The sequence below is a fragment of the Mycobacterium tilburgii genome, from assembly GCF_902168065.1.
Classification (GTDB): Bacteria; Actinomycetota; Actinomycetes; order Mycobacteriales; family Mycobacteriaceae; genus Mycobacterium; species Mycobacterium tilburgii.
Map to the genome: position 1 here is coordinate 220,163 of NZ_LR655690.1, position 15,048 is coordinate 235,210.

General features: G+C 64.4%; 9 protein-coding genes and 9 pseudogenes. 12 read left to right on the top strand and 6 right to left on the bottom strand.

Translation table 11 applies throughout. The features are described 5' to 3' along the window. Window positions 1-8: 8 nt before the first annotated feature. The 3 genes from FQ389_RS21870 to FQ389_RS21875 all read right to left on the bottom strand — a co-directional run bounded on the left by FQ389_RS21870 (window position 9) and on the right by FQ389_RS21875 (window position 1,398). Window positions 9-326: a hypothetical protein gene (locus FQ389_RS21870; protein ID WP_407662717.1), complete on the bottom strand. Its 318-nt coding sequence runs from the start codon at window positions 324-326 to the stop codon at window positions 9-11. Window positions 327-626: 300 nt separating this feature from the next. Continuing rightward, entirely contained in the window at window positions 627-1,142 is a 516-nt protein-coding gene (locus tag FQ389_RS01070; RefSeq protein ID WP_144205822.1) for a transporter substrate-binding domain-containing protein, read from the bottom strand. Then, a complete protein-coding gene (locus FQ389_RS21875; RefSeq protein WP_407662718.1) occupies window positions 1,129-1,398 on the bottom strand; it encodes a transporter substrate-binding domain-containing protein in 270 nt (89 codons plus the stop codon). The genes FQ389_RS01070 and FQ389_RS21875 overlap by 14 nt, the downstream gene beginning before the upstream one ends. A 736-nt stretch (window positions 1,399-2,134) precedes the next feature. Between FQ389_RS21875 and FQ389_RS01075 the strand changes: the two are divergent. Next, window positions 2,135-2,791 (top strand): annotated as a pseudogene (locus tag FQ389_RS01075) (SulP family inorganic anion transporter). Between the two features lie 205 nt (window positions 2,792-2,996). Here the strand turns inward: FQ389_RS01075 and FQ389_RS01080 are convergent. Beyond that, window positions 2,997-3,335 (bottom strand): hypothetical protein, encoded by a 339-nt coding sequence (locus tag FQ389_RS01080; protein WP_144205823.1) that lies wholly within the window; start codon window positions 3,333-3,335, stop codon window positions 2,997-2,999. Window positions 3,336-3,455: 120 nt separating this feature from the next. On the opposite strand from FQ389_RS01080, the gene FQ389_RS01085 reads away from it, so the two are divergent. Then, window positions 3,456-3,884 (top strand): pyridoxamine 5'-phosphate oxidase family protein, encoded by a 429-nt coding sequence (locus FQ389_RS01085; RefSeq protein WP_144205824.1) that lies wholly within the window; start codon window positions 3,456-3,458, stop codon window positions 3,882-3,884. Window positions 3,885-3,943: 59 nt separating this feature from the next. On the opposite strand, the gene FQ389_RS01090 is transcribed toward FQ389_RS01085, so the two are convergent. Then, window positions 3,944-4,936: a wax ester/triacylglycerol synthase domain-containing protein gene (locus tag FQ389_RS01090; RefSeq protein WP_144205825.1), complete on the bottom strand. Its 993-nt coding sequence runs from the start codon at window positions 4,934-4,936 to the stop codon at window positions 3,944-3,946. A 272-nt stretch (window positions 4,937-5,208) separates the two neighbouring features. Between FQ389_RS01090 and FQ389_RS01095 the strand changes: the two are divergent. The 6 genes and pseudogenes from FQ389_RS01095 to FQ389_RS01120 form a co-directional block, all read left to right on the top strand. Next, window positions 5,209-6,869, top strand: a pseudogene (locus tag FQ389_RS01095) (cbb3-type cytochrome c oxidase subunit I); the annotation flags it as partial. Window positions 6,870-6,873: 4 nt separating this feature from the next. Then, window positions 6,874-7,280: pseudogene (locus FQ389_RS18530) on the top strand (hypothetical protein); the annotation flags it as partial. A gap of 31 nt (window positions 7,281-7,311) precedes the next feature. Further along, a pseudogene (locus FQ389_RS01105) lies at window positions 7,312-8,108 on the top strand (SPFH domain-containing protein). A gap of 24 nt (window positions 8,109-8,132) precedes the next feature. Continuing rightward, window positions 8,133-8,915, top strand: coding sequence for a histidinol-phosphatase (hisN, locus tag FQ389_RS01110; protein ID WP_144205826.1), 783 nt, complete (start codon window positions 8,133-8,135; stop codon window positions 8,913-8,915). A gap of 77 nt (window positions 8,916-8,992) precedes the next feature. Continuing rightward, entirely contained in the window at window positions 8,993-10,399 is a 1,407-nt protein-coding gene (locus tag FQ389_RS01115) for an acyl-CoA dehydrogenase family protein (RefSeq protein ID WP_144205827.1), read from the top strand. A gap of 25 nt (window positions 10,400-10,424) precedes the next feature. Beyond that, on the top strand, window positions 10,425-11,633 hold the full coding sequence (locus FQ389_RS01120; RefSeq protein ID WP_144205828.1) for an acyl-CoA dehydrogenase family protein: 1,209 nt from the start codon (window positions 10,425-10,427) through the stop codon (window positions 11,631-11,633). A gap of 44 nt (window positions 11,634-11,677) precedes the next feature. Here FQ389_RS01120 and FQ389_RS01125 read toward each other — a convergent pair. Beyond that, window positions 11,678-12,333, bottom strand: a pseudogene (locus FQ389_RS01125) (aldo/keto reductase); the annotation flags it as partial. Between FQ389_RS01125 and FQ389_RS01130 the strand changes: the two are divergent. The 4 pseudogenes from FQ389_RS01130 to FQ389_RS01145 all read left to right on the top strand — a co-directional run. Beyond that, a pseudogene (locus tag FQ389_RS01130) lies at window positions 12,328-13,110 on the top strand (CaiB/BaiF CoA transferase family protein). The pseudogenes FQ389_RS01125 and FQ389_RS01130 overlap by 6 nt on opposite strands. Further along, a pseudogene (locus FQ389_RS01135) lies at window positions 13,107-13,974 on the top strand (hydroxymethylglutaryl-CoA lyase). The pseudogenes FQ389_RS01130 and FQ389_RS01135 overlap by 4 nt, the downstream one beginning before the upstream one ends. Then, a pseudogene (locus tag FQ389_RS01140) lies at window positions 13,974-14,603 on the top strand (TetR/AcrR family transcriptional regulator). The pseudogenes FQ389_RS01135 and FQ389_RS01140 overlap by 1 nt, the downstream one beginning before the upstream one ends. Before the next feature lie 63 nt (window positions 14,604-14,666). Then, a pseudogene (locus FQ389_RS01145) lies at window positions 14,667-15,003 on the top strand (acyl-CoA dehydrogenase family protein); the annotation flags it as partial. Window positions 15,004-15,048 lie beyond the last annotated feature (45 nt).

A 15,048-nucleotide genomic window follows, 5' to 3' on the forward strand; every position in this document is an offset into this window, starting at 1 on the left:
AACTCGATTCATCGCCTGACAACAATGAGACCGGCGCCAGCGAGCAGCAGGACGAGGACCACCGCGATCGCCCACCCGGCACCCGCTACCCTCCCTATGACCGCCAGCACCGCGAGCGCGGGCGACACCGCGAACAGCACCAGGACCGGATGCTGCCTGATCACCGCGAACGCGCTTTTCGCCCGGATCGGATCGATCTCATTGCCTGCCATGGCTAAAGAATGCCAGCTGGGATCGATAATGCAAGCAAACGTGTCTCCGGGGGTGGTGGCCCACGCAAAACCCACACCATCCCAGTTGTCGCTACCCACGCCGACCTCTGGCACACGTATCTTCCCATCGGATTGTTTCGTTCGGCGAGCGCCACTGTCGACGAACCCGCAGCGCAATTTGGCCGCAATGACAGACTTATCGAACGCTGTGCCGCAAGGGCGGGACCTGCCAGCGCGATGCCTGCCGCGAGGCCGGCGCCGCTACGGACATCATCGAAATGGACTGCTTGTCTGCCGCTTTCGCGCTCTCGGTTCGGGCAAATCGACCGTAAGGTCTACCGTGTTGGCCTGACGGATTGATTGTGGGGGGATTGAGACTCATGAGCCTTTACCAGCCAAATTTCGTCACCACAATTACCGTGAGTGTGTCGTCCACCGACGGTAGATGGCGTTGATGGTCCCGTCTATGAGGATTTCGGCGAGCCACTGGTTTGTCCGCCCGATGAGTCTGCTTGCCTTAGGCAGCAGGTATACCTTGTAGTCGATGGTGAACGGCCGATCCGGATGGACGGCAACCAGTTCCTGATGTGCCATGGCTTGGTATATCGCCTCGACAGCGTCTGTGATCATCACATCGGCCCGGCCGGCTATGAGCTCACCGAACATCGTGAGGTTGTCCCGCCATATGGTGAGGATCGCGTTGGGCAAGGTCCGTTCCGCGAAATGCTGGTTAGTACCGCCAGCGTTCTCGATCACGCGGACGCCCTGCTGGTTGATCTGATCGATCCGATGGAAGCGATCTGCGTTTACCGTTGTGGTCAACGCCGTCTTACCGGTGCTCAGATAGGGCCGACTGGTTTCGGCCCTCTGCGCACGAGCGAGCGTGCGGGAGATTCCCCCATGGGCGATATCGCATTTACCCCGGTGTATTGATGTCTGCCATCAGGGACTTCCACGTCGTACTGACGAACGACGCGACTCGGTTCAAATGCGATGCGAACGCGTAGGCCATTTCGATGTCCATGCCTATGTAGTCGGGCGCCCGAAAGATCATAGGCGCGTAGTCGCCGGTCGTACACACAAGGAGAACCCGTGCTGCCGGGGAGTCTGGGACGGCCGTTCGTGACCGATCGTTAACGGCCACGACGAAATTCCCACGCAAACCACCGTTATGGCCAACAAGCACAGAAAAGCAGTCGCCACCACGATAGCGTGTATGTGAGCCTAGAGACCAAGCGACGGTACGCCTTCAGGCACGCCTCGCGAAGGATGAGATCCTCACCGCAACCTCCAGCTTCATATAATCGGGTGCTGCTGCGGCCGGCCAGCATGGCCGGTTCGCCCTTCGTAGCTCACGCACGTCGTCACCGGCCTCTCACCCTGCGATTGCGACTAACAGCACATGTCGGTGCAGCGCCCATAGCCGAAACGACATCGATGGCTTGCGCTTTACGCACAGCAAGGCAGCTGCGACCTAGCCACAACACGGCGCGTCGAAAATGGACCATATACGACGTTTATGGCACACATGATACATATCAGTCGCAAACGGTGTGCGAAGTTCGGCGCCGACAGGTAACGGGGTCCGCCTCTGCCCGGGTTTGGTGATGGTAAACTCGGCCGGCCCTAACCGATGTGGCCGATGACGTTAAGACAAACGGAAATGATGTAGATCCGCTATGCGTGACATCGCTAGATCGACCCGTCCATCGCTGCGAAGTTGCCATCGACCGGCACTCGGATCCGGTTTCTCGCAACCAAACTGCTCACTTACGGCGCGTGTCATCGGTTACGCCTCGATTGTTGGGTCACCTCCGCTGCGCGTCGCTTGGCCGACACGATCCGGCTAATTCTCCGCTGCAACCCGCGCCGGACCAGGGCGATCAGTTCAAGAGGGGAGACTTCTTTTGTCAATATAGGCGATTCTATACGACCTACCGGCGTCGCTGGTGGTTCTTCTCGTTTCGTTGCCTCTGTCGCTGGGGATCGCGATCGCGTCAAACGCGCCCCCTCTCGCCGGGCTGATCCCCGCGATCGTCGGTGGTATCGTTGCGGGATCCGTTGGTGGATTGCCCCCCGCAGGTGAGCGTTCCCGCGGCGAGCTTACTGTCATAGTAGCCGATCTCATTTACGACTTTGGTTGGCTGACAGTATGTTTCATCGCCATGGCGGAAGCTGGCGTGAGTTGGTGTTGGGCTTTTGCCGGGTTGCGCGATTAGCTCTGGCGATCGCGCCCGTCGTTGGTGCACGCAATGCTGGCCGGCATCGGCATAACCATTGCGCTACAACAAGTCCATGTGTTGCTGGGCAGAAAATCCAAAAGCACGGTCTGGCGCAACCTGGTCAAACTACCTAGACAAGTGCTCGATACGCATCGGCCCGGGGTGCTCCTCGGGCGTCCTGGTGATCATCACTCTGATTGCGTAGCGGCGGGCTCCGGCCCCAGCGTCGCGTGTTCCGGGCCCACTGGTTGCCATAGTGACGGTGACAGTTATCTCGCTGGTGCTGCCTTTCACGTGTCACGCGTCGCCCTTGAGGGCTCGGATCCTGGATGTGTTGCGTCCACCGGCGCTGCCTGATGGCAACTGGGGAACCGTCGCCACGGGCATCATCACCGTCGCACTGATTACGAGCGTTCAGAGCCTGCTGACCGCCGTATCAATCAACAGAATGCTGACGGCGCCCGCACCGACTTCAACCGTAAGCTGGTAAGCTAAGGCACCGCCAACATCGCATTGGGAGCGATCGGCGGGATTCCCGTAAGTGGGGTCATTGTCCCGCCGGCTAACCTGCGGGCGGTTCAGGCGCTTCGGGCGGGGTGAAGCGCCAGTTGTCTGGGTTCTTCGGCGAATACACCACCGGGCGCAGTTGACCCATGGTCGGCCAGTCGTCGACGTCGACCACCATCCGCCAGTACACCGGGTGCTCGTTGACGGTCGGCCCGTTGATGACGCCGGTAATCGTGACGTACTGCTCGCCGGTGGCGTCCGGCCGCGGGCTCACCCCGGTCACCAGCAGGGTGCCGCTCAGCTGCTCACCGCGCGGCCCGCGCGGGATGAATCGCTGAGCAAGCAGCATCCCCAAAACGGTGACAAGGAGGATCAGCAAACCGAATTCCCACACGCCGCCATGGTAGGCCGCCGGCGGTCCCGCCGAGTTGACCTAGGACCCTACTGCCGGTTCGCGGTGCACCGTAGCGTCGAGGTCGGCGGAACCGGTGCGCGACGCGAGAGGGTGAGCACGATGACCGACGAACCTGCCGTCGTACTGTCCGAGGACGAGAGCTGGCGCAGGTTGGGCGGCGTCGCCCTGGGCCGGCTGGTGACCAGCTTCGCCGGTGAGCCAGAGATTTTCCCGGTGAACTATGTGGTGCAAAACCGAACCGTGCTGTTTCGCACCGCCGAGGGCACCAAACTGTTTTCCGCGGTAGCAAGCAACGTGGTGGTGTTCGAGGCCGACGACCACGATGCCACCGAGGGCTGGAGTGTGATCGTGCGGGGGCGCGCACGGCTGTTGCGCACCGCGGCGGAGATTGGCGAAGCCGAACGCGCCGAACTGAGACCCTGGACAGCCACGGTCAAGAAGCACTACGTGCGGGTGATCCCGACCGATATCACCGGACGCCACTTCACATTCGGCCCCGAGCCGGATCCCCACGCCACCGTCGCCTGACCTCGACCGAGTCTGTCAGCCGGCGAGCAACGCGTCGAGCTCGCGAGCGTCGGTGCCCGTCAACCGCCGGTGCATCGCCCAGGCGATCCGGCCAATGGTCCGCGCGCGTGACGCACCTTGCACCGCTTGCTGATCGCCGCCAGCCGAGCCACCGCAGCCTCGATGCCGCGGTTCAGCTCGTCGATGTCGGCCATGACGTCGTAGTCCGCCAGGATCCCGATGAACAGATCGTCGACGTAGCTGAGCATCGCAACGGCGGTGCGCAGTTGCATGGCGATCGGCGAGACCGGGAACACACGCCGAAAAGCCCGGCACACCTGTTCGATCTCGGCCAGCGGGACCCGAGCCCCGCTGTAGCGGCGCAAATCACCGATCGAGCCGTTTAGCGGCGACACGGACGGACGCAACAGTCCGACGGCTATCTCGGTGGCGCCCACAGCCGCCCGGGCTGCTCCCGCGGCCAGCGCGGTCGACGTGTTCCACAGCCCGCTGAACACAGACAGTGGATTGACTTTGACGCAGTCTTTTTGGTCTTTTTGCCTCTTTAGAGGCCTTGATATCGCGCGCGCGAAACTATCGCCGACCCGGTCGTCGCACAGGCCGGCGAGCATGTGGGCGGCCGCAATCCCGTCGGCCATGCAGTGTTGGATTTTGGTTAGCATCGCCCAGCGGACGTCGGCGAAACCTTCGATCACCCAGATCCCCCACAACGGTCGATTGCGGTCCAGGCGTCTCGCCATCAAGTCGGCGACCAGCCGGAACAACTCCCGATCGTCACCCGGGTGCGGCAGCGCCACGCGCCGCAGGTGCCAGTCGATATCAAAGTCGAGATCCTCCACCCATTGGGGAGCGCCGAGGTCGAACGGGCGCAGCCGCAACCGCTGCGCGAACCGAGGGCAGGCGCGTATCCGTTCCGCGAACCGCGGCATCAGCGCGCTTTGGTCGGGCGCCGGACCTTCAATGACCGCCAAGCCGCCGATCGCCATGCTGACCCGAGGGTCGGCGTCTTCGGCTTTGAGGAATCCGGCGTCGAGAGTGGTCAGGCTAGTCATGATCAGCGACCTTCCGAGCTCCTTGAGGTTTACTGCAACCCGCAGTTACATCATCCTTCCTGAGGCCGGCCGCCCGTTAGGGCCGAAAGTCCCTTGCGGGTCGAGCGGCCCCCTCTGAAGCAATAAGGCATTGGGGCCGAAAAGGTTTCGCTCGGCCGCCGATGCCGGAAATCAGGGCCAAAGGCCGTCGAAATGGCCACTGCAGAACGTTCATCAGAAATCGTCACAACCCCCCGATCGGCAAAGGTTGGCTACAAGGCGTCGCGCTGGTCATGATCTTCGGATTTCTCGTGATGGGCATCCTGGGCCTATCGCACCTACACGACGGCGATGCCCATGCCGACCGGGTGGTCAGCGAGTCGGGCCAGACGCTGTTCACCGGGGCTGACATCACCCGCGGCCAGGAGCTCTTCCAGTCCCGCGGCCTGATGCAGTACGGGCCGGTTCTCGGGCACGGCGCCTACCAGGGTCCCGACTACACGGCCGAATATCTGCGGCTGGCCACCAACGATGTGGCCGATCAGTTGCGCGCGCAGGGTGTGGCCGATCCACGCGAGCGGGTGGTCGGCGAATTTCGGACCAACCGCTACAACGCCGACACCAAAACGCCGGTGTTCACCAACCGTCAGGCCGCGGCGTTCAACCACATCCAGGACCATTACGCCGCCTACTTCGCCGAGAACTCCACCAAATACGGCCTGCTGCCACTTCATCACGGATAAGGCGTAAATCCGTGATCTGACAGCGTTTTACGCGCGGACGGCGTGTGCGGCTGCCGCCGAACGCCCCGGGGCACAAGTACAGCTACACCAATAACTGGCCGGCCGAGCCGCGCGTAGACAACGGACCTACCGCCCGAATGATCGTGTGGTCGGCGTTGTCGCTTGTCGCGCTGCTGGGCAGCATCGGGGTCATGTTCGCCGTCTACGGGCGATGGAGTCAGCAGGTCGGCTGGCACAGCGCCGAGGCGTCGAACCTGTCGTTTCGCCGGCCCGGCGAGGTCAGCCTGACACCAGCGCAGCGGGCCTGCATCTGTTTCTTCGAGGTCGTGTCGGTGCTGTTCCTGGCCCAGACGCTGTTGGGCGCGGCGGCCGAACACTACCGCGCGGATCTGTCGACGTTTTTCGACCTGGATCTGGCCCGGGTGCTGCCCTACAAGCTGGCCCGCACCTGGCACCTGCAGCTGTCTTTGTTCTGGACCGCCGCGGCATTCCTCGCCGGCATTTTCCTGGTGCCATTCATCTCCCACCGCGAACCGAAACACCAGGGGTTACTCGCCTACCTGCTGTTGGGCGCCGTCGCGGTGGTGGTGGGCTTGCTGAGCTGTGAGGCGCTATCTACCTACGGCGTGATCCCGCACGGCTACCTCTCCCAGCAGTGGGAATATTCTCGACCTGCCGCGGCTGTGGCAGATCCTGCTGATCGTCGGGCTGTTCGCGTGGATCGTGGTCATCTGGCGCGGCATGCGCACGAGGCTCAAGGGCGAGTCGAAGATGAACATGCCTTGGTTGTTCTTCATTCTCCGGGCTGGCGATCCCGGCGTTCTACACGGTGGGGCTGCTGGCCGGCAGTGATACGCATTTCACCGTCGCCGACTTTTGGCGGTTCTGGGTGGTGCACCTGTGGGGCGAGGATTTCCTCGAGCTGTTCACCACGGTGATGGTGGCCTACATGTTCGTGTTGCTGGGTGTGGTGCGCGAACGAATCGCGCTGGTCGTCATCTTCCTTGACGTCATCCTGTACTCGGCCGGTGGTGTCATCGGCACCATGCACCACCTGTACTTCTCGGGCACCCCGGTCGAGCACATGGCGTTAAGCGCGTTCTTCTCCGCTGCGGAGGTCATACCGCTGACCTTCCTGACCGCGGAGTCCTGGGCTTTCTTACAGCTGGGCTCGTCAGCAGTCGGGCTACGCTAACCCGTTCCCGCACCGCTAGGTGGCCGAGTTCGTTCGACCGAAACACCGGGTCATGCGGTATCGCGCACTGCCGATCGCCTGCAACAGCTGTCCTGTCAAAGCCGATTGCATAAGCTCCGATCACGGCCGCGAGATCAGTCGCGACGTCGATCCCTGGCCGCATTCGGATGCGGGGCGATTCCATCGCGGAATCGCCTGCTGCGTCGCGGCATTGGGCATCGTGTTGCCACTGGCCACGTCGTTCGCCGATTACTCCGTGAGCGTTGTGCTCGTGTTGGCGGCGACGATCCTGGTCGTGCTGACGCTGGGCCTGCCCCTGGCCCGCCACCTGTGGAACACGCCGTCCAACGCTCCCGAGCATCTGCCCCATCGCACCGCGATCAAGGACCAAGTCGCCACCACGATCGATCGGTATTTGACCCGCTGGTACGCTGGGACGGAAAGAAGGACGAGTCACAATGCCCGGAGTAGCAATCGCGGTGGCCGTCGGCGTGATCATCGTCCTGGCCGTCCTCGCGGGGTGGTCGCTGGCGGTATTGCGCGAGTACGAGCGCGGCGTCGTGTTCCGTATGGGCCACGTCCGGCCGCTGTATCGCCCGGGACTTCGGCTGCTGATCCCATTGGTGGACAAGATGATTCGAGTCGATCAGCGGCTGGTGACGCTGACGATTCCGCCGGTGAGGTGATCACACGAGACAACGTCCCGGCCCGGGTGAACGCGGTCGTCATGTTCCAGGTGGTGGATCCGCTGAAAGCAATTCTGGCGGTGGAGAATTACGTTGTCGCGACCTCGCAGATCGCGCAGACGACGTTGCGTTCGCTGCTGTGGCGTGCCGACCTCGACACGCTGCTGGCGCACCGCTAAGACCTCAACAGCGACCTGCGCACGATCATCGAGAAGATGACCGAGCCATGGGGCGTCGAGGTGCGGGTGGTGGAGATCAAAGACGTCGAGATACCCGAGTCGATGCAGCGGACGATGGCGCGCGAAGCCGAAGCCGAGCGTGAGCGCCGCGCGAAGGTCATCAATGCCCGCGGGGAGCTCCAGGCCTCCGCCGAGCTGCGTGAGGCCGCCGAGACGCTGTCGAAGAGCCCGGCGTCACTGCAGTTGCGATACCTGCAGACGCTGTTGGAGCTGGGCGCGGACCAGAACTCGACCGTGGTGTTTCCGCTTCCGGTCGACATCATCACGCCATTCCTGCGTAACCCGGACGCACTGCGAAGCGTGGTCGACAACGTCAATCATCGCGGATGAGCACGCCGTGATAGGACTGCTGGCATGGGCCCCGACGACCTCACGCTGGCGATGGCGCTTGCCGACCGCGCGGACACGCTGACGCGCGACCGATTCGGTGCGCTGGACCTGCGCATCGAAACCAAGCCGGATCTGACGCCGGTCACCGATGCCGACCGGGCGGTCGAGACCGAGCTGCGTCAGGTGCTCAGGCGGGAACGCCCCGAGGACAGCGTCGTCGGCGAGGAGTTCGGCGGAACAACGACTTTCACCGGACGGCAATGGATCATCGACCCGATCGACGGCACCAAGAACTTCGTGCGCGGTGTTCCGGTATGGGCCAGTTTGATCGCCCTGCTCGAAGACGGGGTCCCCATCGTCGGCGTGGTGAGCGCGCCGGCGCTGCAGCGCCGCTGGTGGGCCGCGCGCGGCCGGGGTGCCTTCGTCTTCGTCGACGGCGCGTCGCCACGTTCGCTGTCGGTTTCCTCGGTGGCAGAACTGAATTCGGCGAGCTTGTCATTCTCCAGCCTGTCCGAGTGGACCGAACGCGGCTTGCGGGACGGCTTCCTGGAACTGACCGACGCGGTCTGGCGGGTGCGCGCCTACGGCGATTTCCTCTCGTACTGCTTCGTCGCGGAGGGCGCTGTCGACATCGCCGCCGAACCGGAGGTATCGGCGTGGGACCTGGCCGCACTCGATGTCCTGATACGTGAGGCCGGCGGACGATTCACCGGCCTGGACGGTGTCCCGGGACCGCACCAAGGCAGCGCCGTCGCGACAAACGGCCTGCTCCACGACGGCGTCCTGGACAGCCTGGGTGTGAATTAGTTAACAACTACACTTTATCTTACTCGATAGTAGGATAGCCTTCTGTCGGCAATGCCCCAACTACAGAGGCTGCTCAAATGACGGAAACGCTCTCCGGTCCGAATACCTCCGGCCCGCATGGCAAACGCCGCGGCCGCAAAACCGCCGTCGGGATGCAATCGCACAAACGCACCGGGATCGACATCACCCTGGCGCTGCTCACCCCGTTCGTCGGCCAGGAGTTTCTGGACAGATACCACCTGCGCGACCCGCTGAACCAGGGGCTACGCTACGGCACCAAGACCCTCTTCTCCACGGCCGGCGCCGCCTCCCGCCAGTTCAAACGGGTGAAGAGCATCCGCAGCGGACCCACCGGACCCACCCGGCTCAAGTCGAGCGGCAAGGACTACTACGACCTGAGGCCCGACGACAAGCAGAAGATGATCGTCGACACCCTCGAGGAGTTCGCCGCGGAGGTGTTGCGGCCCGCGGCGCCCGAGGCGGACGAGGCGGCGAGCTACCCGCCCGGGCTGATCGCCAAAGCGGCGGAACTCGGCATCACCGCGATCAACATCCCCGAGGACTTCGAGGGCATCGCCGCGCACCGGTCGAGCGTGACCAACGTCCTGGTCGCCGAGGCACTGGCCTACGGCGACATGGGATTGGCGCTGCCGATCCTGGCGCCGGGTGGCGTCGCCTCGGCATTGACGCACTGGGGCAGTGCCGACCAGCAGGCCACCTATCTGCCCGAGTTCGCCGGGGAGAACGTCCCGCAGGCCTGTGTGGCCATCGCCGAGCCGCACCCGCTGTTCGACCCCACCCTGTTGAAGACGACCGTGGTGCGCACGCCGAGCGGCTACCGGCTGGACGGGGTGAAGTCGTTGGTTCCCGCCGCGGCCGACGCCGAGCTGTTCATCGTCGGCGCGCAACTCAACGGCAAGCCCGCGCTGTTCATCGTTGAATCGTCCGCCAAAGGCCTGACGGTCAAACCGGATCCGAGCATGGGCATCCGTGCCGCGACCCTCGGCCAGCTGGAGCTGTCCGGTGTCGCGGTGCCGCCGACCGCCCGGCTCGGTGAGGACGAGGCCACCGACGCGGACTACTCCGAGGCGCTCGCGCTGTCCCGGTTGGGCTGGTCGGCGCTGGCCGTCGGCACCTCGCACGCGGTCCTCAACTACGTCATCCCGTACGTCAAAGAACGCGAGGCTTTCGGCGAGCCCATCGCCCGCCGTCAAGCGGTGGCGTTCATGTGCGCCAACATCGCCATCGAGCTGGACGGCCTGCGACAGATCACCTGGCGCGGCGCCGCACGCGCCGAGCAAGGGCTGCCGTTCATCCGCGAAGCGGCACTGGCCAAGCGGTTCGGTGCCGACAAGGCCATGCAGATCGGCCTGGACGGCGTGCAGCTGCTCGGTGGTCACGGCTACACGAAAGAACACCCCGTCGAACGCTGGTATCGCGACCTGCGGGCCATCGGCGTCGCCGAGGGTGTTGTCGTCATCTAGCTTCTTTACTAGCGAAAGACCTGTCATGGCAATCAATCTGGAACTTCCCCGCAAGATGCAAGCGGTGATCGACAAGGCGCACCAGGGTGCCGCCGAAATGATGCGCCCGATCGCACGCAAGTACGACGAGCACGAGCACGCCTACCCGGTGGAGCTGGACACGCTGGCCAGTCTGTTCGAAGGGGCCGCCGCGTCCAACGCGGTGGGGCTGGCCGGGGCCGAAGCGTTCCGCAGCAGCGAGAGCAAGGAAGAAAACCGCAACGGCTCCAACATGGCGGCGGTGCTGCAGACCATGGAGGCCAGCTGGGGTGACGCCGCGATGATGCTGTCGATGCCCTATCAGGGCCTGGGCAACGCGGCGATCAACGGCGTGGCCACCGACGAGCAGCTCAAGCGGCTGGGCCGGGTGTGGGCCGCGATGGCCATCACCGAACCGAGCTTCGGCTCCGATTCGGCCGCCGTGTCCACCACGGCCAAGCTGGACGGCGACGAGTACGTCGTCAACGGCGAAAAGATCTTCGTGACAGCGGGTTCACGGGCCACCCACATCGTGGTGTGGGCGACGCTGGACAAATCGCTGGGCCGTCCCGCGATCAAGTCGTTCATCGTGCCGCGCGAACATCCCGGCGTCACCGTCGAGCGGCTGGAGAAAAAGCTCGGCATCAAGGGCTCCGACACCGCGGTGATCCGCTTCGACAATGTGCGGATACCCAAGGAAAACCTGCTGGGCAATCCCGAAATCGAGTCGGGCAAAGGATTTTCCGATGTTATGGAGACGTTCGACAACACCCGTCCGGTCGTGGCGGGCATGGCCATCGGGATCGCCCGGGCCGCACTGGAAGAGTTACGCAAGATTCTAACCGAGGCCGGGCTGGAGATCTGCTACGACAAGCCCGCCCACGCTCAGAGCGCTCCGGCGGCGGAGTTTTTGCGCATGGAGGCCGACTGGGAGGCCAGCTACCAGCTGACCCTGCGCGCGGCCTGGCAGGCCGACAACAAGATCCCCAATTCCAAAGAAGCATCGATGGCCAAGGCCAAGGCCGGCCGTATGGGCACCGACATCACACTCAAGGCCGTCGAATTAGCCGGCACCACAGGCTATTCGGAGCAAACGCTGTTCGAAAAGTGGGCGCGCGATTCGAAGATCATGGACATCTTCGAAGGCACCCAGCAGATCCAGCAGCTCGTGGTCGCCCGCCGCTTGCTCGGCCTGTCGTCCGTCGAGCTCAAATAGCGAGGTCGTTCAGCTGCCGCAACGTGTCGTCGTCGAGCTCGATCGACGCGAGCCGGCGTGTGCCCGAGTCGCTGGGCGGCACGCTGCACCACCTCGTGATTCAGGACCGGGTTCGGCTGCACGAACGCCGCTCCCAGCGGGAAGAACGGGACGAACGCGATCTTGCGGCGGGTGCACTCTTCGAGCACCGCGGCCGACCCCCGCTCCAAGAGGTTGAAAGCGTTTTGAACACAGACGATTCGGTGCGCTCCAACGCATGCAAAAGGTGTTCGCGGTTGATGCTGCTCAACCCGATGCCGCCGATCAATCCCTCGTCGCGGGCGACGATCATGGTCGAGAGCTGCTCGTCGAACAGCTCGTCGGGCCCCTCGCTCTCGAACAGGTGCAGGTTGACGGCGGCCAACTGGTCGACCCCGAGCGTCGCCAGATTCGTCTCGATATCGCAGCGCAGATCGGCCGGCTCACTAACGGGCAGCCATCCACCGGCCTCATCGCGCCGGACGCCGACCTTGCTCACCAGCGCCGGGTTCTGCGGGTAGGGGTGCAGCGCCTCGCGAATCAGTTGGTTGGCGACGTCGGGACCGTAGAACTGCGCGGTGTCGATGTGGTCGACGCCCCGTTCGATAACGCGGCGCAGCACCGCGATCGCCTCGTCATGATCGCGCGGCGGGCCCATCACACCCGGACCAGGCAATTGCATGGCGCCAAAGCCAATGCGGGCGACCGGCACCTTAACGGTTTTCCCGGCGGACCGCCGCCGCGGCTGGCCCTTTCGTTGGGCGACACCCTGGCCGGCCTGTTCGGCGCGCAGGGCGCGATGGCCGCGCTGTACCGCCGCAGCGTGACCGGGCGGGGCCAGGTCGTCGACGTCGCGCTGACCGAAGCATGTTTGGCCATCCAGGAATCCACGATTCCCGACTACGTCGTCGGCGGTGTGGTACGCGGGCCGTCGGGCACCCGGCTGGACGGCATCGCACCGTCCAACATCACCGCAGCGCCGACGGATCCTGGGTGGTGATCGGCCGCCAACCAAGACACCGTGTGCGCCCGGCTATCCGCGGCGATGGGCCGCCCAGAGCTGGCCGGCGACGACCGGTTCGCCACGCAAGCCGCGCGCGGGCGCAACCAAGACGAGCTCGACAAGATCATCAGCGCCTGGGCCGCCGAGCGACAACCAGCCGACATCGTCGAAACTCTCAGCGCCGCCGGCGTGACCGCCTGCCCCATCAACACCGTCGCGGAGGTCGTCAACGACCCGCAGCTGCGGGCGCGCAACATGCTGGTCGAGCACTACGACGAACGCCTCGGACACAATGTCCTTGGTCCCGGGGTGGTTCCGGTGTTGTCGAAGACGTCGGGCACCGTCCGCCACGCCGGGCCGGCCCGCCCCGGACAGCACAACGACGACGTGTACTGCGGCCTGCTCGGCAAGTCCACCGCGCAGCTCGACCAGTGGCGCGCGGAAGGGGTGCTATGACACAGCACGTCGCCATCCGCGAGGTCGGATTGCGTGACTGACTGCAGATCGAAAAAGCCGATTCCGTTGGCGGCCAAGCTGGAACTGCTCGCCGCCATCGCCGCGACCGGCGTGCGGGAGGTGGAGGCCACCGCTTTCGTGTCTCCCACGAAGGTGCCGTCGATAGCCGATGCCGCCGAACTCGCCGCGCACCTGCACGACTACCCCGACATCGAATTCTCCGCGATGGTCGCCAGTCCCAACGGCGCCCGGCGCGCCATCGCAGCGGGCCTACGCTCGATAGAATACGTGGTGGCCGCGGACGACACGTTCAGCAAGTCCAACGTCGGGCGCACCAGCGCGGAGGCCACCGCGCAGATCGACGAGATCGTCGCCATCGCGCACAACAGCCTGGGCCTTCCGGTCAACGTCGAGGTCATCGTGGCCACCGCGTGGGACCTCGCCATTCGAAGGCCCCCACCCCGCCGCAGCGGGTCCCCGAGATCGCCGACAACCTCGGCACCACCACCCCGGGCCGGGTGAGTTCGCTGATCACCCCGGTGCTTCCGGTGATCGGCGACCTGCCCCTGGGCGCGCACTTTCACACCACCCGCGGCACCGGACTGGCCAGCGCGTACGCGGCGATCACCGCCGGGGTCACCCCGGCTGGACGCCTCCGTCGGCGGTCTGCGCGGTTGTCCGTTCGCGCCGGGCGCCACCGGCAACCTCGCCACCAAGGATCTAGTGTATCTGCTCAGCGACAGCGGCATCGACGTCGACATCGACCTGCAGGCCGCGATCGCGGCCTCCGAGGTCGCGAAATCGGCCGTCGGCCACGATCTACCGAGCGCGCTGCTGCGCGTTGGCGACCGGATCAGGACCTGATGGGTACGGCCGCGCCCGACCCGTCGCGGGCGCTGACCTCCAAGGGTCGGCAAACCCGCCAGTCCATCGAGCAAGCGGCGCGAAAGCTGTTTGCCGAGAGTGGTTTTCACGGCACCACGGTGGCCGATATCACCTCGGCGGCGGGAAAGTCACCGGCGGTATTCTACCGGTACTTCGCCGACAAGGAAGATCTGCTCGCCGCGCTGGCGGAGTCCTTCCTGCACGACGTCGTGGCGCCGTCGGGGTTGAGCGTGCCGCTGCCGGACTCGCCGCAAGACGACGCCTTCTTCCGCTCGGTGGTCACCGGCTACTGGAACATCTTCAAGCAGAACATCGGCATCATGATCGCCATCGCCCAACTGGCCACCACCCAGCAGCGGTTCGCGGCCGTGCAGAACGAGTTTCGGCGGTTCGATATGGACATCGTCACCGCCTCCGTGCGGCGCGCCCAGCAGCAGGGCTACGGCGCCGAGCTCAACCCGGAACACACCGCGGCGGCCATCGCGCTGCTGTTCGAGAACTTCACCACCGTCTTCGTCGGGTAGTCCGGTCTCGGAATCCAGATCAGCGATGAAGACGCCATCGCCACGTTGTCGACGGTGTGGAAGAAGACGCTCTATGGCGCATAACTTCGAGATCGCGAGAAGATAGCAGTGGATTGCACTCTTCCAGAACATCTTCCGTGCGTGTTGGCGCAGTACTCCATTGACCGGGCCGCAGAGTATGCGTCCAGCCGTACGGTTTTCGGCAAGCCGCTGTCGAATCAACCAGACCGTGCAGTGGCCGTTGGCCGGACTGCAGACCGAAGCCCAGATGGTGCGCCTGCTGGTATACTATCCGCCCTGGCCCTTAGATCGCGACCACTACATGGAGGTGTCGGACAAGGTGTCCATAGCGAACTATCGTGCCAACCGCCCGGTCTGCGACGCCGCCGACCGGGCGATGCAAGTCTACGGCGGCCTCGGGTACAGCCTTCACGAGCAGTTCGAGCACATCTACCGTCACCACCGTCGCTACCGGATCACCTAGGGCGCCGAGGAAATCCAGATCCGTCGAGTGGCACAACAGCTGTTC